Here is a 17,449-nt window from a genome sequence, read left to right on the forward strand (position 1 = left end):
AGAGCCGAGGAGGCGGAAATGGCAGTTGATACGATGGTTGCAACCGAGAGGGCGGTGCCGGCCTGGAAGCGCATTGGCACGATGCGCGAAGCCGGGCTGATCGCGATCATCCTGGCGCTTGGGCTCGTCATGAGCTTCGCATCGCCGCATTTTCTCACCTTCGGCAACATGCGCGCCATGCTGATGAGCTTCTCGGTCGAAGGCATCGTCGTCGTCGGCATGACGATCCTCTTGATCGTCGGCGGCATCGACCTTGCCGTCGGCTCGGTGGTCTGCTTCGCCATGGTGCTTGCCGGTTCGCTGTTTCTTGCCGGCGTCGATCCCTGGACGGCCTCGCTGGTCGGCATCCTCGCCAGCAGCATGATCGGCATGATCATGGGCTTCTTCGTCACCGTCGTCGGGCTCAACCACTTCATCACATCGCTGGCAGCGATGGTCATCGTGCGCGGCCTTTGCCTCGTCATCACCAAGGGCACGCCGCTGTCGCTCTTCACGCTGCCGGCCTCGTTCAAGGCGGTGGGGCAGGGCACCTTCCATGGTGTCCCCTATGTCATCCTGATCTTCGTCGCCGTCGTCATCCTCTTCGATTTCCTGCTCCGTCGGGCAACCGCCTTCCGCAAGGTGTTCTATACCGGTAGCAACGAGAAGGCGGCGCTCTACTCTGGCATCAAGACCAAGCAGGTGAAGTTCTGGGTGACGGTGCTCTGCTCGACGCTCGCCGGTGTCGCCGGCGTCGTCTACATGTCGCGCTTCGGAGCCGCGACGCCGACCTTCGGCGTCGGCATGGAGCTCAACATCATTGCGGCGGCCGTCATCGGCGGCGCCTCGCTCAACGGCGGCTCGGGCACGATCCTCGGCGCCATTCTCGGCATCGCGCTGCTTTCGGTCGTCACCAGTTCGTTGATCCTGCTCGACGTGTCCGTCTATTGGCAGGACATGATCAAAGGCTGCATTCTCTTAGCTGCCGTTTCCATCGACCACTTGCTGCACAAGCGGAAGGCCGTCTGAACATGCCGATTGCCAAATCCACGCTGTCCCCGGTTTCGAATGCGCGCGAAGAACTTGTCGTCGCAAGGCAGATGCACCAGGCGCTCGTCCTGCATTTCCTCGAAGGGCTGACCCAGTCGCAGATCGCCGACCGGCTCGGCATTTCGCAGCCGACCGTCAACCGGCTGATCAAGCGCGGCCGCCAGCTCGGCCTGGTCGAGATCAAGATCAAATCGCCGATCGAGCCGCTGGTCGACATGGAAGAGCAGCTGCTGGCGATCGGCGGCATCCGCCGTGCGATCGTCGTGCCCACTGTCTCCGACAACCAGCAGACCGCCCTTCAGGCGGTCGGCGAGGCGGCGGCGCGTCTGCTGCTCGAAGAGATCGGCGATGGTGACACCATCTGCATCACCGGCGGCAAGGGCGTCAGCGCCGTCGTTGCCGGGCTGCAGGCACCGCGCCGCTTCGATGTCGAGGTCATCCCGGCGACCGGCTGCGTCCAGGGCAAGCACTATACCGACGTCAACCACGTCTCGACGCTGATGGCCGACCGGCTCGGCGGCCGGTCCTTTCAGATCCATGCGCCGCTTTTTGCCGACAGCGCTGCCGAGCGGGCGATGCTGATCAATATGCGCGCGGTGGCCGACGTTTTCGGCAGGGCGCGAGAGGCGAAGGTCGCGGTGGTTGGCATCGGTTCGATCCTGTCAGACGATTCGAGCTACTACGACCTGCATCCGTCATCGAGCACCGACCGGGCGGCGATCGAGCGCTCCGGCGCGAGCTGCGAACTGCTCGCCCATCTGCTCGATGAACAGGGCCGCGTCTGCGACTACAGCCTCAACCGTTCGCTGGTGTCGCTGACGCTTGAGGAGTTTGCCTCGATCCCGACGAAGATCGGAGTGGCAAGCGGCCCGAACAAGGCCGGGCCGATCCTCAGCGTCATGCGCGGGCGGCATCTCGATACACTGGTGACGGACGAGGCGACCGGTGAGCGTGTGCTCGCCATGGCAAGCGAAAAGGGACTTCTGGCATGAGTGGGGAACAGTTGATGCGCGAGATCGGCCGATCGGGCGTGAAGGCTTCGGCCGTCGGGCTCGGCACCTGGGCGATCGGCGGTTGGATGTGGGGCGGCACCGACGAGCGGGAATCGATCGCCGCGATCCAGGCCTCGCTCGACGCCGGCGTGACGCTGATCGACACGGCGCCCGCCTACGGCCTCGGGCGTTCGGAAGAAATCGTCGGCAAGGCGCTTGCCGGCCGGCGCGACAAGGCCATCATCGCCACCAAATGCGGTCTCGTCTGGCATACGGACAAGGGGCGGCACTTCTTCGACCAGGACGGCAAGCCGGTGCATCGCTACCTCGGCCGCGACGCCATCCGCCATGAGGTCGAGCAGAGCCTGAAGCGGCTCGGCACCGACTATATCGACCTCTACATCACCCACTGGCAGGACCCGACGACGCCGATTGAGGAAACCATGGCCGCCCTCGAAGAGCTGCGCCAGGCGGGCAAGATCAGGGCGATCGGCGCCAGCAATGTCGGCCGCGGCGAACTGGAACAATACATCGCAATCGGCGGGCTTGATGCGATCCAGGAACGCTTCAGCATGATCGATCGCGAGATCGAAGCCGATCTTTTGCCACTGACGAGGCGCAACGGCGTCGCGACGCTCAGCTATTCCTCGCTGGCGCTCGGTCTTCTTTCGGGCGGCATCGGGCCGGAGCGCGTCTTCTCGGGCGACGACCAGCGGCGCGATAATCCACGTTTCTCCGTCGGCAATCGCGAGAAGGTCGCAGCCTTTGCCAAGTCGATCCGGTCGATCGCCGAGAAACATGGCGCGACGATTGCCCAGATCGTGATTGCCTGGACGCTGGCACAGGAGGGCGTGACCTTCGCGCTCTGCGGTGCACGCAATCCGGGCCAGGCGCTCGACAATGCCCGAGCGGGTACGATCCGGCTCGACGAAGAAGACCTTAAGGGAATCGACGCGGCGATCGCGGCGAAGCTCGTCAACATGGACAGGTAACGGGCTGGCATCATGAACCGTGAAGAGATTTTCAACGGGCTCGTAGAGAGCCCGAAGGTGGACGTGTGCGTCCTCGGCGGCGGCATCAACGGCCTCAGCGTCTTTCGCGAGCTGGCGCTGCAAGGGATAAACGTGCTGCTCGTCGAGAAGCACGACTACTGTTCGGGCGCCAGTGCTGCGCTGTCGCGCATGGTGCATGGCGGCCTTCGCTATCTCGAAAACGGCGAGTTCAGCCTGGTGCGGGAATCGCTCGTCGAGCGTGACCGGTTGCTCAAGAACGCGCCGCATTACGTGGCGCCGCTTCCAACGACGGTGCCGATCTTCGATATTTTTTCCGGTCTCGCCAACGGGGCCGTGCGGTTTATGGGGCTGACCCGCCGTCCGAGCCGTCGCGGCGCCGTTGCGGTCAAGCTGGGCCTCGGCATCTATGATTTCCTGACGCGCAAGCGGGCCCTGATGCCGAAGCACGCCTTTCGAGGCCGGCGCGCGACGCTTGCCCGTTGGCCGGCGCTCAATCCCGACATCAAGAGTTCTGCCACCTACTACGACGCCTGGGTCAGCCAGCCGGAGCGTCTCGGTCTCGAGCTCCTGAAGGACGGACTTGCTGCCGGCCCACATGCCCATGCGCTCAACTATGCCGAACTGGTCCTTGCGGCGCCCGGGCGATACGAGCTGAAGGACGGTGTCAGCGGCGCGGTCGTTACGATCGAGCCCACGCTTATCATCAACGCCACTGGCGGCTGGATCGATATCGCCAACGGAGCGCTGTTTCCCTCGACGTCAAAGCCGGCGCCGCTGATGGGCGGCACCAAGGGATCGCATCTCATCATCGACAACGCGGCGCTGATGGAAGCGCTCGACGGCCATATGATCTATTATGAGAACGAGGATGGCCGCATCTGCATCCTCTTTCCCTATCTCGGCAAGGTGCTGGTGGGCTCGACCGATATCCGCGTCGACGACCCGGAAACGGTGCGCTGCGAACCGGACGAGCGTGACTACATCCTGCAGTCGCTCGCCTGGGTTCTGCCTGATATCAAGATCCGGCGGGAGGAGGTGGTCTTCCAGTTCTCGGGCGTGCGGCCGCTGCCGGCAAGCGAGGACAGTTTTACCGGACGCATCCCGCGCGACCATTTCTGCACCTTCGTCGAAGCAGTCGACGATGGCCCGCCGGTGCTGTGCATGATCGGCGGCAAGTGGACGACCTTCCGCTCCTTCGGCGAAATGGCGGCAGATCTCACATTGGAGCGTCTGGGCCGGGCGCGCCGTGTCAGTACCGGCGAACGCGCCATTGGCGGCGGGCGGCAGTATCCGTCCGATCGCGATACATGGATCGACGACGTCGCGGCATCCACCGGACTTTCGCGCGAGCGCATGCGCACGCTGTTTACGCGTTATGGAACGGGCTCGAGGCAGATCGCCGATTTCATCGCTGGCGGTGCCGATCACGCCTTGCCATATCCGGATTACTCCGCGCGGGAGCTGCAGTTCCTGGTCCGCAACGAGGCCGTCGAGCATCTCGACGATCTCCTGCTGCGCCGCACGACGCTGGCGATATCTGGCGAACTCTCGCTCGACATGGCCGACGCCGCACTCGCCTTGCTCGCGAGCGAAAAACACTGGTCGTTGCCCCTCGCCGATCACGAGCGCAAACGCTTTCTCACCCTCCTCGCCGAGCGCCATGGCGTCGACGAGGAAACCCTTTCCGCACGGAATGAACAAAGGAGTGCATTATGCGAAACAACAGCAAGGTCCGGATGAACCGTCTTTTCGGTGGTGGACGTTGCCTCGATGTCGCGATCGATCACGGCGTCTGCAATGAACCGTCCTTCCTCAATGGTCTCGAAGACATGTCCGCCGTGGTGAAGGCTCTGGTTGCGGCGGCACCGGACGCGATCCAGATGAACTATGGCCAGGCTGACCTCTTGCAGGACGTGCCCGGCAAGGACAAGCCGGCGCTCGTCATGCGTCTCGACATGGGCAACCCCTATAACCGCATCCGCCACCGGCACATGTGGGCGGTGCTGCAGAACGAGGCCGAGCCGCTGATCGGCGCGCTGGCGATGGACGCCGCCTGCGTCGTCGTCAACCTGTTCATGCTGCCGGACGAGCCCGATCTCTTCCGCCAATGCGTCGCCAATATCTCGCGGGTGCGGGCCGATTGCGACAAATACGGCATGCCGCTGATGATCGAGCCCCTGGTCATGCAGCCGGTGACCGAACAGGGCGGTTACATGGTCGATGGCGATGCCGAGAAGATCGTGACCCTGACCCGGCTTGCGCGCGAGATGGGAGCCGATATCGTCAAGGCGGACCCGACCACCAACGCGGAAGATTTCCACAGGGTCGTCGAGGCGGCGCGCTGCCCGGTCCTGGTGCGCGGCGGCGGCAAAGAAGATCTGCGCAACGTCTTTGCCAAATCGGCGGCCTTGATGCGCCAGGGCGCAATGGGCATGGTCTATGGCCGCAACATCTACCAGCACGCCAATCCGAGCGCCGTCGTGCGCGGGCTGATGGCGATCATCCATGAGGATGCGGGCGGCGAAGAAGCTTACGCGCTCTATCAGCGCGGCTGAGATTGGCTGGGACGGCATCGCGCCTCAGGGCGCGACGCCTCTTGTGACAGGGTGGAGCGCGTCGCCGTGGAGGACAGCGGCGACGTCTCGGTCGAACGGATTTAGAACCTTGGGAGGGGTTCGCGCATGGGAGAGTATCTGCTCGGGATCGACGCCGGGAACACCGTGATCAAGGCGGTGCTATTTGACCGAGAGGGCAACGAGATCGCGATGGCCGCTGAGGAAGGGCATAGCCAGGTTCCGACGCCCGGCCATGTCGAGCGAGGGCTCGGTGAGCTCTGGAGCCACGCAAAGGTGGTGATCCGCGCCTGTATCGAGCGTGCCGGTATCCGTGCTGATGAGATCGCTGCGATCGGCTGCGCCGGGCATGGCAACGGCCTCTATGCGCTCGATCGTAGCGGCGCGCCTTTGATCGGCATCCAGTCGCTCGATACCCGCGCAGCCGGCCTCGTGGAGGAATGGCAAGCCGAAGGCGTCGGCCAGCGCACCTATCCGATCGCCGGGCAGCGGCCCTGGCCATCGCAGACGCCGACGCTGCTTGCCTGGCTGAAACGCTTTCGCCCGGACCTCTTCGCTAAGATCGGCACGGTGTTTCTTTGCAAGGACTTCGTCGTCAATCGCCTGACCGGTGCCCGCGTCAGCGACGTCTCCGACATGAGTGGAGCGGGGCTGCTCGACGTCGCCGGGCGACGTTATGACGATGGGCTGATGAAGGCCTATGGCCTTCACGACTGCATGGATCTGTTGCCCGATCTCGCCGAAAGCGACGCGATCGTTGGAAGGGTGAGTGAAGAGGCAGCCGTGCAAACGGGACTGGCGGCCGGTACGCCTGTTGTCGGCGGCCTCTTCGACGTCGTCGCCTCGGCGATAGGATCCGGCGTGACAAAGACCGGAGCGGCCTCGATCATTGCCGGTACCTGGAGCATCAACCAGGTCATCATCGAAAAGCCGGACCTCAGCAATCCGATCTTCATGTTCTCGACCTTCGATCGAAACCGCTACATGGCGATCGAGGCGAGCGCGACGTCTGCCGCCAATCTCGAATGGCTGGTACGGGAACTGTTTCCACACGACGGCAAGGACGGCTGCTCACCCTTCGATCTGTGCTGCCAATTGGCGGCCGAGGTCGCGCCTGCGGCGAACGATCCGCTCTACCACCCGTTTCTCTATGGAGCGCAGCAGGATGGCAACGCGCGGGCGGGTTTCTACGGTGTCGCCGGCTGGCACACCAAGGGCCATCTGGTCCGTGCCGTGCTCGAAGGCGTCGCCTTCGGACATCGGCAGCACATCGCGACGATGCGAGCTGCAGGCGCGGGTTTCGACGAGGCGGTGCTCTCAGGCGGCGGATCGCGCAGCCTGATCTGGCCGCAGATCTTTGCGGATGTGCTTGATGTGCCGGTGACGGTCGCGCGTTCGCGCGAGACCGGCGCGCTTGGTGCTGCGATCACCGCGGGTGCCGGCATCGGTCTCTTTGCGGACATTTCCGCCGGAGCTGCGGCGATGGTGCAAACCGACCGCCACTACCGACCGAATGCCGCGCTCGGTGCACACTATGACCGGCGCTTCGCGATCTACGGTGAGATCGCCGCCACCATGGCGCCGATCTGGCGCCGGCTGGCGACATCAGAGCCGTTGGCGAGGGAAGCGGCGGAGTGATCCGATTTCGGCGTGACGCCCTGCCGTTTGCCGGGCCTGCAACGGCAGGCCCCCTTTCGGGAAGGTCGTCGGCTTAGCAGGGCGCCGCTGCGAACCGGCGGCCCCGTCAGAAGCGCATGTTGATACCGGCCTTGATGACGTGGCTGTTGATGTCCTTTTCACTGGAGCCTGAAACGGTGCTGGTGCGGACATCGGGCGTCATGATGTAGTTGTACTCAAGCTTGGCCGACAGGCCGCCTGCGAAGGCTTGCTCGATGCCGGCGCCAACGAGATAACCGCCCTTGAAGCCGACGTCGTTGCGAACATCGCCGCCTTTCTTGTAGTTGGTCATCGCATAGCCGGCTGTGCCGTAGACGAGCGTCTGGTCGAAGGTGAGGCCGGCCTTCGCCTTGATCGCACCGCGCCATTTTTCCTTGAGCTTGCCACCATTGACCTTGTGCTCCGTGTCGCCGAGGTAGGAGCCCTCGATCTCGGCACCGACGATGCCCGGGCCCGCCTGCATGTTGTAGCCGGCCTGGACGCCGAGCGCGACGCCATTGCGATCGGCGAAGGGATTGGGGCTGCCGCTGAAGCCGAGGCCACCATGCGCACCGACATAGGCGCCGCTCCAGCTGAATGCTGGCGGATCCTGATAATCGGGCACGGAGAAGTCGGTCGCCTGGGACTGCTGGACGCCGAGGAAGGTTAGCAGGGTGAGACTGGACCAGATCGAAAACTTGCTGGATTGCCGCATGATATTGCTCCGTGGATTGGATTAGGGCGCCCTTCGCGGCGCTTTCGCTCTTCCAATTCGCGTCTCGTGCCGGGTAGCGTGGTCGCGAAGCTTGGAAGATGCGCATCCTTTGTCGGCTCCACGGATTGCGCCAACATTGCACAAATTACCTAAGCTGCTGATTTCGTTATTAATTGTCTATTAATCATGTTGGGAGCCGCGCGATCTGTATCATGCCGCGGGCAAGGTGATGCGGAAGCAGGCGCCGCCGGCGGGTTCATCGACAACGGAAATGTGGCCCTTATGCCGACCGACGATTTCGCTGACCAGATGCAGGCCGAGGCCGGCGCCGTGGTCGCGTGGCTGCAGGCGATGGAACGGCTCGAAGATGCGTTCACGCTCGCGTTCGGGAATGCCGGGGCCTTCATCGGTGACCTCGATCACGCCGCCGCGTTCGACGCGGATGGTGATGAGACCACCGGCATGCTCGATGGCATTGCGCACCAGATTGGTGACCGCCCGCTCAATGGCGCCGGCATCGCCGCGCGCAACGACACGCTCGACGTCCGAGGCGAAGGAGAGTTCGCAGCCGGCCGAAAGCGCGAGCGGCGCGAGGTCGGCGGCGACGTCACGGCACAGCGACACTAGGTCGAGCGTGGAAAAGTCCGCGCCATCGCGATCGATCCGCTCAAGGTCCAGCAACTGTTCCGCAAGCCCCGCGATGCGATTGGAATCGATCAACAGGCGGTTTCTGAGCGGCCCGGCGTCCATGCTTTCCAGCCGCGTCTGCAGGATGGCGACCGGAGTCCTCAGTTCATGCGCCGCATCCAGAATGAAGCGCTGTCGCCGTTCGTACCCCTCGTCGAGTCGCTGCAGCGCGCCATTGAATGCCTCGACCAGCGGACGCACTTCGCCGGGAACCCGATGATCGGACAAGCGGGCGCCGCGGCGATCGACGTCGATCTTCTTGGCCTGATCGACCATATCGGCGAGGCCGGCAAAGGCACGCCTGACGATGATCGGGATGGCAAGGGCCGGGATCAGCACGACGATGAGCACGATCGGCAGCAGCACCAGGTTTGCCAGCAGGAAAACCGCGAAGGACGCGCTCCACAACCGGCCGCCGCCGGCGAGCACCGTGTAGGTTCCGCTTTCCGTGGTCACCGAGCGCACGATCGACGAGAGCGTGTAGGGCTCGACGCTGTCTCGGATATCGCCAAAGGCGATCCGATCCAGATGTTCGCCAATGCCGCGATAGGCGTCCGGCACGGGGCCGCTGCGGATCATGTCGCCGCGTTCGTTTCTCGCGACGAACCAGAAATCCGGCGACTCGGCCCGCATGGCGAGCAATTGCGGTGTCTCGACCAGCGTCAGTCCACCCGCGGGCTGCGAGCGGATCGCTCCGGCGGCGACCGAAGCTGCGTCGGCATCGAGGAACTTTCCGCCAAGATCGGCGCGCGTCAGCAATGCCATGAGGCCGGCGATGACCGCCATCAACAGCAGCACCTGAAAGGTGAGGATCTGCCAGATCAGGCGCTTCTTCAACGAGTTGACGGATGACGTGCTCATGGCGAAGGCCTCAACAGATAACCAACGCCGCGGATGCTGTGGATCTCCACGCCGGCGCCGGTGTCGGCAAGCTTCCGGCGTAGTCGCGAGACATGCGCGTCGAGCGAGTTGGATTGGATCTCGTCATCGTAGCCGTAGACAGACTCCTCCAAGGTCGAGCGCTGCACCGTGCGGCCCTGCCGCCGCGCCAGCGTTTCCAGTACCAGCAGTTCGCGACGGGGCAGGTCAAGCAACTGGCCGTTCACCTGCGCCTGCCTGCCGTCGAAATCGAAGACGAGTTTGCCGATGCGCGCCGTCATGGGGGCGATATCCGGCGAACGCCGCATGAGGGCGCGGATCCGCGCCAACAGTTCTTCCACGGCAAAGGGCTTGGCGAGGTAGTCGTCGGCGCCCATGTCGAGGCCACGGACACGCTCGTCGACCGCGCCACGCGCGGTCAGAACGATCACGGGAATTCCGGATTTCAGCGCACGGACGCGCGGGATCAGTGACAGCCCGTCGCCATCGGGCAATTGGCGATCGAGGATGATGCCGTCATGCACGTGATTGGCGAGCGCCGCCAATGCATGGTCGAGCGTTGGCGCATGATCCAGGATCATGTCGTAGCGACCGAGCGCGGCGCTGAGCGCCGCCGCCATTTCCAGCTCGTCCTCGACAAGGAGCAGGCGCATTGAATTCTCCGAATACGATAGATGTTGCCTCACGTCTGGTCGACGAGGATTGCAGCAACGTTGCGGCGCATGGGTGCGCGGGCGTGTGCCGGTTCTAGCGGGACACGCAATGGCACGGCAATGCAGCCTCGTCAGGCTTTACCGTATTCGGTGGTGGGGCGTCGGATGGCCAAAATCGCCAGCGGCGGCTTGTCGCTTGCGGGGAACGCTCAAGGGGTCGGCTTTTGGGCGGCGGCACTGGATACCGTCGCCCTGTGAGGCTTTAGGCGATGGCCATCATCCGCTGAAACGCGTCGTAGGCGGCAAGCACCGTTTCCTTCTGGGCGTCGTGGCCAGCGATGAAGGCATCGCCATAGATGGTCTCGTCCGGATATTCGGTGATCAGCGTCAGCGGCGCCGTGTGGCGGTCGTCGACCGAGATCATGCAGGGAAAGCCGTTGATGATCCGGAAGCCGGTTTCGCCGGCGTGGGTCTCGTAGAGCGCGATCTGCGCGTCGTTATAGGCGAGCAGGCCAGGAACCTTGGCGAGCCGCTCGGTGACTGCCTCGACCAGCCGTTCGGCGCGGTCGGTCCAATCGGCATGATGGCGCATGATCAGGAAGAAGCCCTTGGGCAGCGTCCACATGGCGAAGCCCCGCGGCACGTAGCCCGAAAGCGGCCGGGTCCATTCGTGCGAGGGATAGCCGTGCAGGTTGACGTGCAATTGTGCGCCGGTCAGGCGTTCGGCTTCCTTGCGGATTTCGCGCTCGTTGAGCGCTGCGCCAGTGCGGTATTCGAGGTCATCGCCAAGTGCTGTGTAGCGGGCGGCGTGATGCATGTGCAGCGGATTGTCCACCCGCAGCCGCTGGTGCACGGCGTAGCCGTCGGGGTTTTCGAGCGGCGAGATGGTGAAATGGGTGCCTGAGCGGGCGGCAAGCGCCTGGGCTGCGCGCAGCACCCCGACGATGCCGGTCGTCTCGTTCGGATGCTGGCCGCCGCTGATCATGACCGGCGCATCAGTCCCCTTGTGGTAGCGGGCCTTCACCGGCCGGCCGGCGCGCGACTGTGCCTCGAAGGGCTGGCCATCGATCGCGGCGAGTTCCGTGTGGATCTGCGCCACCGTCAGCGGCGCTTCGGCGGTTTCGAGCGTCTGGGCTTCGCCCTCGGCATCCCCTGCCTGCAAGGGCCGCGCTTCGACGACGACGGTCGGCTTGCCGACGCCAAAGACGATCTCCGGTATGATCTGACCGGGTTTCAGCCCGCGGTCGCCGAGGGGACGACCGGACTTCTTCTGGAAGACTTCGAGCAGCGAGAAATAGAAGTCCTCGTGCAGCGCCTCACGAAGGCTCAAGACCTCTTCGCCGACGGGCAGGCGGAAGTCGGTGATCGGCAGGGTCACGCGGATGTTGAGCTCTTCGAAATAGGGCTCGCTATCGCCCCAGGCATAGTCGGCAATTGCCCGCATAGTGCCCGCGAAGAGCCGCTCATAGTCGGTTTCGAGATGGCATTCGCGACATTTGTCGCAGCCTTCGTCGAGACGAATCCACCCGGTCGGCGACAGCAGAGTTTCACCGACGAAGTCGGTATGGATACGGTTTGGCGCGAAGACGGCGTGGCTTTGCTGGCGCCCATCGCGGAAAGTCAGCGCGACGTCGTAGGTGAAGGCCGGCTTGCTGCCGGCCTCGAAGCGGATATCGGCATCGCCGACCAGAGCGGCAAGCGGATAGGCTTCGAGCAGGAAGCGGTTCTGCGCAGCACCCTCATGCTGGGGATAGCCGACGACGACGCTGGCGAGCGCATTGCGGTCGACCTCTTCGAGGAAGAAATGCAGCAGCGGCTTGTAGGCGCTCCTGAGTGTCGCCTTCACGCCAAAGCTGGCGAGCTTCTGTTCCGCCGCCTTGCGGCTAGCGGCATCGTCGAAGAGCCAGGCTTCGACTTTGGTGCCGCGGGCCGCTTCCTTGCCGTAGGTGGTGAGAAGGGTATCGAGCGTGCGCTCGAAGGCGCCTTCGAAAATCGTCGTCATCGTGAAGTTCTACCGGTTGGGTCGAGGCTGTCGCGCAGCCAGTCGCCGAGAAGATTGAGGCCGAGGACGGTGAGCAGGATCGCCAGGCCCGGGAAGACGCTGACCCACCAGGCGTTCTGCAGGTAGGTGCGGCCGTCGGCGAGCATGCCGCCCCAACTCGGGATCAGCGGATCGACGCCGAGGCCGAGGAAGGTAAGGCTGCTTTCAAGCAGGATGTTGTTGGCGACGTTCAAGGTCATCAGCACGATGACCGGGCCGATCAGGTTGGGCAGCAGGTGCTGGAACAGGATCTTGTAGTCGCGCACGCCGATGGCGCGGGCCGACTGGATGAATTCGCGCTCGCGCAGCGACAGCACCGAACCGCGAACCAGCCGGGCATATTGCACCCACTGCGAAACGATCAGGAGGATGATGGTGTTGGTCAGCCCGCCGCCGACGATGGCGATGAAAGTGATCGCAAGCAGGATGAAGGGGAGCGCGAGTTGAACGTCGGCAAAGCGCATGACGAGCATATCCCAGAAGCCGCGATAGTAGCCCGAAACGAGCCCCATGACCACGCCGACGACGACGGCGCCGGCAACCGAGGTCAGGCCGACGAGCAGCGAGATCTTGCCGCCGGCAACCACGCGGGCGAGCACGTCGCGGCCGAGCGGGTCGGTGCCGAGCGGATGGGCCCAGTTGACGAAGGGCGGCGTCAGCCGCGCCATCAGGTCGATCTTGTCGACGCCACCCGGAAAGAGCACGCCGGAGAAGACGACGGCGAGGCAGATGCCGCCAGTCAGAAGCGCGCCGAGGATGAATTCGAGATTGCGGAAGCGGGCGAAACGGGTGTTTGCAGCCTTGGTGGTCATCGGCTCACTCCGTCCGGATGCGCGGATCGACGAGGCCATAGGCGATGTCGACCAGGAGATTGACGAACACGATCATCAGGGAAAGCACCGTGATGACCGCCTGAAGCACGGGGTAGTCGCGCGAGGCGACCGCATCGAAGGCGAGCGTGCCCATGCCCGGCCAGTTGAAGACGAGTTCGACGACGACGATGCCGCCGAGCAGGCCGCCGAACTGCAGGCCGAAATAGGTGATCAGCGGGATCGCGCAATTGCGCAGCGCATGCTTGTAGAGCACTTTGGTCTCACTGAGGCCCTTGGCGCGGGCAACCATGATGTATTGCGACTGCAGGGTTTCCAGCATCGCGGTGCGCACCAGGCGCACATTCGTCGCCGTCAGGATGATGCCCATGGTCAGCGCCGGCATGATGAAGCTCGCAAAGCCGTCCATGCCGCTCGGTGGCAGCCATTTCAGAACGATCGAGAACAACAGCACGAGCATGATCGCCAGCCAGAAGTTCGGGAAGGACAGGCCGATCAGCGATAGGATGCGGATCGTCTGATCTGCCCACTTGCCGCGCGCAACGGCGGCGCGGATACCGAGCGGGATGGAAATCGCGATCGAGACGATCAGCGAGGCGAAAGCGAGCAGCATGGTCGCCGGCAGGGCAGAGGCAATCAGCTGCGAAACCGGGGTGCCGCCGAGGAAGGAGCGGCCGAAATCGAGCGTGAACATGCCTTTGATGAAGTCGGCATATTGCGAAAGGAAGGGCTGGTTGAGGCCGAGCCCCTCGCGGATGCGCACGAGGTCTTCCTCAGTCACGCTGCCGGCGCCCTGCGCCAGCATCAGGGCCGGGTCGCCGGTGAACCGGATGGCATAGGAAACGGTCAGTGTCACGACGAACACGACGAAGACCGCCTGCAGAAAACGTTTGATCAGAAATCCGGCCAAGTGACCCGCCCTTTAAAGAAAATGGTCCGCCGCCTCACGCGCGGCGGCGGACCGGATTGTTTACTCGACCGTCACGTCCGTGAGCCGTAGGCGGCTGTCCGGCACCGGGGTGAAGTTCTTGACGCGCTTGCTCACGCCGAAGATGGCATTGAGGTTGTAAAGCGGCATCTCGAGCGACCGGTCGGCGGCGTAGTTGGCGATCTGCTTGAGGATCTCCTCGCGCTTGGCCCGATCGGTGATCGAACGCTGGGATTCGAGCAGCTTGTCGAGTTCCGCATCCTGGTCGTAGGGATTCCACTTTTCGCCGGAGTGGTACATGGAGTAGGCGGTGTTGTCGTAGTCGAGTGTCCAGCCACCCCAGGACTGCTGGAACATCGCGCCGGTCTTGCCGGCCGGGATGATGTCGTTCAGCAGAACGTTGGTTTCATAGGGCTTGATCGTCGCGTTGATGCCGATCAGCTGCAGGTAGCTGGCAATCGCCTGTACGACCTCGTTGAAGGTCGCATCGTTGCCGCGAACGTCGATCTGCACGGAGGCGCCCGGCGCAACACCGGCTTCCTTCAGAAGGGCCTTGGCCTGTTCGGGATCGTAGGGAAGCGGCTTCATCGCCGGGTCGAAGCCGAAGGAGAGCTTGCCCTGGAAGCTGGCGATCGGGTCCGCCTGGCCGCCGAGGATCGACTGGATGATGGTGTCGCGGTCGACGCCGAGGATGAGCGCCTTGCGGACCTTCGGATCCTTGGTGATGCCGTCGCGGGTGTTGAAGCGAAGAGCGTAGACCGTCGGGCCGGCGCTGGTGATGATCTCCAGGTTGCTGTCGTCCTGGATGGTCGGGATCATGCCGATCGGAATGGTCGGCGGGATCACGAGATCGACGCGGCCGGCCTGCAGTTCGGCAACGGCGGTCGCCGGCTCCGAGATGAAGCGGTAGTTGAGGTTCGAAAGCTTCGGCGCGCCGCCCCAATGATCGGCAAAGGCTTCGAGCTTGATGCCGACCTTCGGCTCGTAGGAGACGAACTTGAACGGGCCGGTACCAACCGGATGGGCGTTGAAATAGTCCTCGCCCTTCTCCTGGATGTACTTCGGCGGCACGATCATTGCGCCATAGCCGGCAAGCTTGGTGAGCAGCACCGGATCCGGGGTCTTCAGATGCAGATCGACAGTCTTCTCGTCGATGATCTCGACCTTTTCGATCACGGCATAGTTGGACTTCTGCGGGCCCTTCGAGCCTTCCTCGCCGAGCAGGCGGTCGAAGGTGAATTTTACCGCTTCGGCATTGAATGGCTCGCCATTGTGGAACTTGACGCCTTCGCGCAGCGTGAAGCGCAGGCGCTTGCCGCCGTCGAGCTCTTCCCACGCGGTGGCAAGGCCGGGCACGAGTTTGAGATCCGGGCCGCGATAGGTGAGGCCGTCATAGATGTTGGTGGCGACGGACGCCCAGTTGACGAGGAAGGTGTCGACCGGGTCCCAGCTACCCGGATCCTGCGGCGACGACACCGTCAGCGTGCCTGCGGCAAAGGCCGGGGCTGCGGTCATGAAACTGCCGGCCATCGCGAGGGCGATGAAGGCGGCGTGGATCCCCTTTTTGTTGATCATTTACTCACTCCTGTTTCGACAGCCTTCTTCTGAAAAAGAAAGCGGCTCACGCACCCTTGGCCACGAAATGGCCGGGGGCGATTTCTTTGCGGGGCAGAACCGCGGGTTCGTTGCCGACGCGACGTATCGGGCTCGGGATTTCGCCTTCCAGCAAAGCGCGCTCGCGGCCCTTGCCGGGCTCGGCGACCGGGACGGCGGAAAGCAGCCGGCGGGTATAGGGATGGGATGGCGTTTCGAAGACCTGCTGGCGGCTGCCGAATTCCATGATCTGGCCGAGATAGAGCACGGCGACGCGATGGCTCATGCGCTCGACCACCGCCATGTCATGGCTGATGAAGAGATAGGCGAGGCCTTCCTGCTCCTGCAGCTCCATGAAGAGGTTGATGATCTGCGCCTGGATGGAGACGTCGAGGGCGGACAGCGCTTCGTCCGCGATGATCAGCTTCGGGCGTGAGGCGAGCGCTCGGGCGATGCAGACGCGCTGGCGCTGGCCGCCGGAGAACTCGTGCGGATAACGCCGGGCGTGCGCGGCCGTCAGGCCGACACGCTCGAGCAGTTCATGCACGCGCTTTTCGATATCCTTTTCGCCGAGGATCAGCCCATGGGTGCGGATCGGCTCGGCGACCGAGAAGCCCACGGTCTTGCGCGGGTCGAGCGAGGCGAACGGGTCCTGGAAGATGTACTGGATTTCCTGCTTCAGTCTCTGCCGCTCGGCATAGCTCATCGCCGAGACGGGCCGGCCGTCGAAGAGGATCTCGCCCGATGTCGCGTTCTGGAGCTGCTGGATCGTGCGGCCGATCGTCGACTTGCCCGAGCCGCTTTCGCCGACGAGCGCCAGCGTTTCGCCTGGGAAGATGTCGAAGCTGACGTTTTCGATCGCGTGCACGCGGTGCGTCGCCTTGCCGAAAAGGTTCTTGCGCACGTCGAAACGGGTGACGAGATCGCGCACCGAGAGGATTGGTGCGGCCTCATAGCGGGCGGTGCGCTGGATATGGACGTCGCCGACGCGCTTCGGCTCGCCGTCGACCATCATGGTCAGCGGCAGGCGCTTCGGGAATTCTTCGCCCACCATGCTGCCGAGCTTCGGCACGGCGGAAAGCAGCGTCTGGGTATAGGGGTGCTTGGGAGCGGCGAAGATCTCGTCGACCGGACCTTCCTCGACCTTGCGGCCTTTCCACATCACAACGACGTCGTCGGCCATCTCGGCGACGACGCCCATATCATGGGTGATGAAGATCACCGCCATGCCGAGTTCCTTCTGCAGGTCCCGGATGATTGTCAGGATCTGCGCCTGGATAGTGACGTCGAGCGCCGTGGTCGGCTCGTCGGCGATCAGCAGCTTCGGCCGGCAAGCGAGCGCCATGGCGATCATGACGCGTTGGCGCATGCCACCGGAAAGCTGGTGCGGATAGCGGCCGATCAGTTCGGCGCTGTCGGGAAGGCGGACCATGTCGAGCAGCCGACGCGTCTCGGCGAGCGCCTCGGCCTTGGTCATCTTCTCATGCAGCATCAGCACTTCGGCGACCTGGTCGCCGATGGTGAAGACCGGGTTCAGCGAGGTCATCGGCTCCTGGAAGATCATGGCGATCTCCTTGCCGCGGATCGCACGCATGGTCTTCTGCGGCGCGCTCGTCAGGTCGATCTCGCCACCCTTGCCGCGAAACAGAATGCGGCCTGAGGGGAACTGGCCACCCATCATGTCGGATAGCCGCATGATCGACAGGGACGTCACGGATTTGCCGGAACCGGATTCGCCGACGATCGCGAGCGTCCGCCCGGGCGTGACCGTGAAGCTCAGATCTTCGACGACGGGGTTGCCGCTGAAGGCAACGGAAAGCTTCTCGACGGCGAGCAGGGGCGCAGGCATTTCGACAGTCA

Annotated in this window: 14 protein-coding genes; 6 read left to right on the forward strand and 8 right to left on the reverse strand. The window is 63.8% G+C overall.

Annotated elements, in window-relative coordinates; genetic code table 11:
- Window positions 1-18 precede the first annotated feature (18 nt).
- The 6 genes from ACN9MO_RS28855 to ACN9MO_RS28880 all read left to right on the forward strand — a co-directional run bounded on the left by ACN9MO_RS28855 (window position 19) and on the right by ACN9MO_RS28880 (window position 7,245).
- The gene (locus ACN9MO_RS28855) at window positions 19-1,008 is read left to right on the forward strand and encodes an ABC transporter permease (RefSeq protein ID WP_057251798.1); all 990 of its coding nucleotides are present in this window, start codon (window positions 19-21) and stop codon (window positions 1,006-1,008) included.
- 2 nt (window positions 1,009-1,010) lie between these two features.
- Window positions 1,011-2,021: a sugar-binding transcriptional regulator gene (locus ACN9MO_RS28860; protein WP_057251797.1), complete on the forward strand. Its 1,011-nt coding sequence runs from the start codon at window positions 1,011-1,013 to the stop codon at window positions 2,019-2,021.
- On the forward strand, window positions 2,018-3,013 hold the full coding sequence (locus ACN9MO_RS28865; protein WP_112996787.1) for an aldo/keto reductase: 996 nt from the start codon (window positions 2,018-2,020) through the stop codon (window positions 3,011-3,013). Before ACN9MO_RS28860 ends, ACN9MO_RS28865 begins: the two co-directional genes overlap by 4 nt.
- 12 nt (window positions 3,014-3,025) lie before the next feature.
- Window positions 3,026-4,774 carry a glycerol-3-phosphate dehydrogenase/oxidase gene (locus ACN9MO_RS28870; RefSeq protein ID WP_425987230.1) on the forward strand — a complete coding sequence of 583 codons (1,749 nt, stop codon included), beginning with the start codon at window positions 3,026-3,028 and terminating at the stop codon, window positions 4,772-4,774.
- Window positions 4,747-5,589: a class I fructose-bisphosphate aldolase gene (locus ACN9MO_RS28875; RefSeq protein ID WP_057251794.1), complete on the forward strand. Its 843-nt coding sequence runs from the start codon at window positions 4,747-4,749 to the stop codon at window positions 5,587-5,589. The genes ACN9MO_RS28870 and ACN9MO_RS28875 overlap by 28 nt, the downstream gene beginning before the upstream one ends.
- A 126-nt stretch (window positions 5,590-5,715) precedes the next feature.
- Window positions 5,716-7,245: an FGGY-family carbohydrate kinase gene (locus ACN9MO_RS28880; RefSeq protein ID WP_425987232.1), complete on the forward strand. Its 1,530-nt coding sequence runs from the start codon at window positions 5,716-5,718 to the stop codon at window positions 7,243-7,245.
- 106 nt (window positions 7,246-7,351) lie between these two features.
- Here ACN9MO_RS28880 and ACN9MO_RS28885 read toward each other — a convergent pair whose 3' ends face one another.
- The 8 genes from ACN9MO_RS28885 to ACN9MO_RS28920 all read right to left on the reverse strand — a co-directional run bounded on the left by ACN9MO_RS28885 (window position 7,352) and on the right by ACN9MO_RS28920 (window position 17,438).
- On the reverse strand, window positions 7,352-7,978 hold the full coding sequence (locus tag ACN9MO_RS28885; RefSeq protein ID WP_057251792.1) for an outer membrane protein: 627 nt from the start codon (window positions 7,976-7,978) through the stop codon (window positions 7,352-7,354).
- Between the two features lie 210 nt (window positions 7,979-8,188).
- Window positions 8,189-9,526, reverse strand: coding sequence for a sensor histidine kinase (locus ACN9MO_RS28890; RefSeq protein ID WP_112996789.1), 1,338 nt, complete (start codon window positions 9,524-9,526; stop codon window positions 8,189-8,191).
- Entirely contained in the window at window positions 9,523-10,197 is a 675-nt protein-coding gene (locus tag ACN9MO_RS28895) for a response regulator transcription factor (protein ID WP_057251790.1), read from the reverse strand. The genes ACN9MO_RS28890 and ACN9MO_RS28895 overlap by 4 nt, the downstream gene beginning before the upstream one ends.
- A 262-nt stretch (window positions 10,198-10,459) precedes the next feature.
- Entirely contained in the window at window positions 10,460-12,199 is a 1,740-nt protein-coding gene (locus ACN9MO_RS28900; RefSeq protein WP_113132479.1) for a M14 family metallopeptidase, read from the reverse strand.
- Complete coding sequence (locus ACN9MO_RS28905) at window positions 12,196-13,050, reverse strand: ABC transporter permease (protein WP_112996791.1); 855 nt, start codon at window positions 13,048-13,050, stop codon at window positions 12,196-12,198. The genes ACN9MO_RS28900 and ACN9MO_RS28905 overlap by 4 nt, the downstream gene beginning before the upstream one ends.
- 4 nt (window positions 13,051-13,054) lie before the next feature.
- Window positions 13,055-13,978 carry an ABC transporter permease gene (locus ACN9MO_RS28910; protein WP_057251787.1) on the reverse strand — a complete coding sequence of 308 codons (924 nt, stop codon included), beginning with the start codon at window positions 13,976-13,978 and terminating at the stop codon, window positions 13,055-13,057.
- A gap of 60 nt (window positions 13,979-14,038) precedes the next feature.
- Window positions 14,039-15,526 (reverse strand): ABC transporter substrate-binding protein, encoded by a 1,488-nt coding sequence (locus ACN9MO_RS28915; RefSeq protein ID WP_375293071.1) that lies wholly within the window; start codon window positions 15,524-15,526, stop codon window positions 14,039-14,041.
- A gap of 91 nt (window positions 15,527-15,617) precedes the next feature.
- A complete protein-coding gene (locus ACN9MO_RS28920; protein WP_425988265.1) occupies window positions 15,618-17,438 on the reverse strand; it encodes a dipeptide ABC transporter ATP-binding protein in 1,821 nt (606 codons plus the stop codon).
- Window positions 17,439-17,449 lie beyond the last annotated feature (11 nt).

Source organism: Ensifer sp. R-19, assembly GCF_049905105.1.
Lineage (GTDB): Bacteria > Pseudomonadota > Alphaproteobacteria > Rhizobiales > Rhizobiaceae > Ensifer.

Excerpts from the sequence above, each read along its gene's own strand:
- ACN9MO_RS28890 (WP_112996789.1), bottom strand. The coding sequence starts at position 9,526 with ATGAGCACGTCATCCGTCAACTCGTTGAAGAAGCGCCTGATCTGGCAG.
- ACN9MO_RS28875 (WP_057251794.1), top strand. The coding sequence starts at position 4,747 with ATGCGAAACAACAGCAAGGTCCGGATGAACCGTCTTTTCGGTGGTGGA.
- ACN9MO_RS28885 (WP_057251792.1), bottom strand. The coding sequence starts at position 7,978 with ATGCGGCAATCCAGCAAGTTTTCGATCTGGTCCAGTCTCACCCTGCTA.
- ACN9MO_RS28900 (WP_113132479.1), bottom strand. The coding sequence starts at position 12,199 with ATGACGACGATTTTCGAAGGCGCCTTCGAGCGCACGCTCGATACCCTT.
- ACN9MO_RS28860 (WP_057251797.1), top strand. The coding sequence starts at position 1,011 with ATGCCGATTGCCAAATCCACGCTGTCCCCGGTTTCGAATGCGCGCGAA.
- ACN9MO_RS28915 (WP_375293071.1), bottom strand. The coding sequence starts at position 15,526 with ATGGCCGGCAGTTTCATGACCGCAGCCCCGGCCTTTGCCGCAGGCACG.
- ACN9MO_RS28920 (WP_425988265.1), bottom strand. The coding sequence starts at position 17,438 with ATGCCTGCGCCCCTGCTCGCCGTCGAGAAGCTTTCCGTTGCCTTCAGC.
- ACN9MO_RS28870 (WP_425987230.1), top strand. The coding sequence starts at position 3,026 with ATGAACCGTGAAGAGATTTTCAACGGGCTCGTAGAGAGCCCGAAGGTG.
- ACN9MO_RS28865 (WP_112996787.1), top strand. The coding sequence starts at position 2,018 with ATGAGTGGGGAACAGTTGATGCGCGAGATCGGCCGATCGGGCGTGAAG.
- ACN9MO_RS28905 (WP_112996791.1), bottom strand. The coding sequence starts at position 13,050 with ATGACCACCAAGGCTGCAAACACCCGTTTCGCCCGCTTCCGCAATCTC.
- ACN9MO_RS28880 (WP_425987232.1), top strand. The coding sequence starts at position 5,716 with ATGGGAGAGTATCTGCTCGGGATCGACGCCGGGAACACCGTGATCAAG.
- ACN9MO_RS28895 (WP_057251790.1), bottom strand. The coding sequence starts at position 10,197 with ATGCGCCTGCTCCTTGTCGAGGACGAGCTGGAAATGGCGGCGGCGCTC.
- ACN9MO_RS28855 (WP_057251798.1), top strand. The coding sequence starts at position 19 with ATGGCAGTTGATACGATGGTTGCAACCGAGAGGGCGGTGCCGGCCTGG.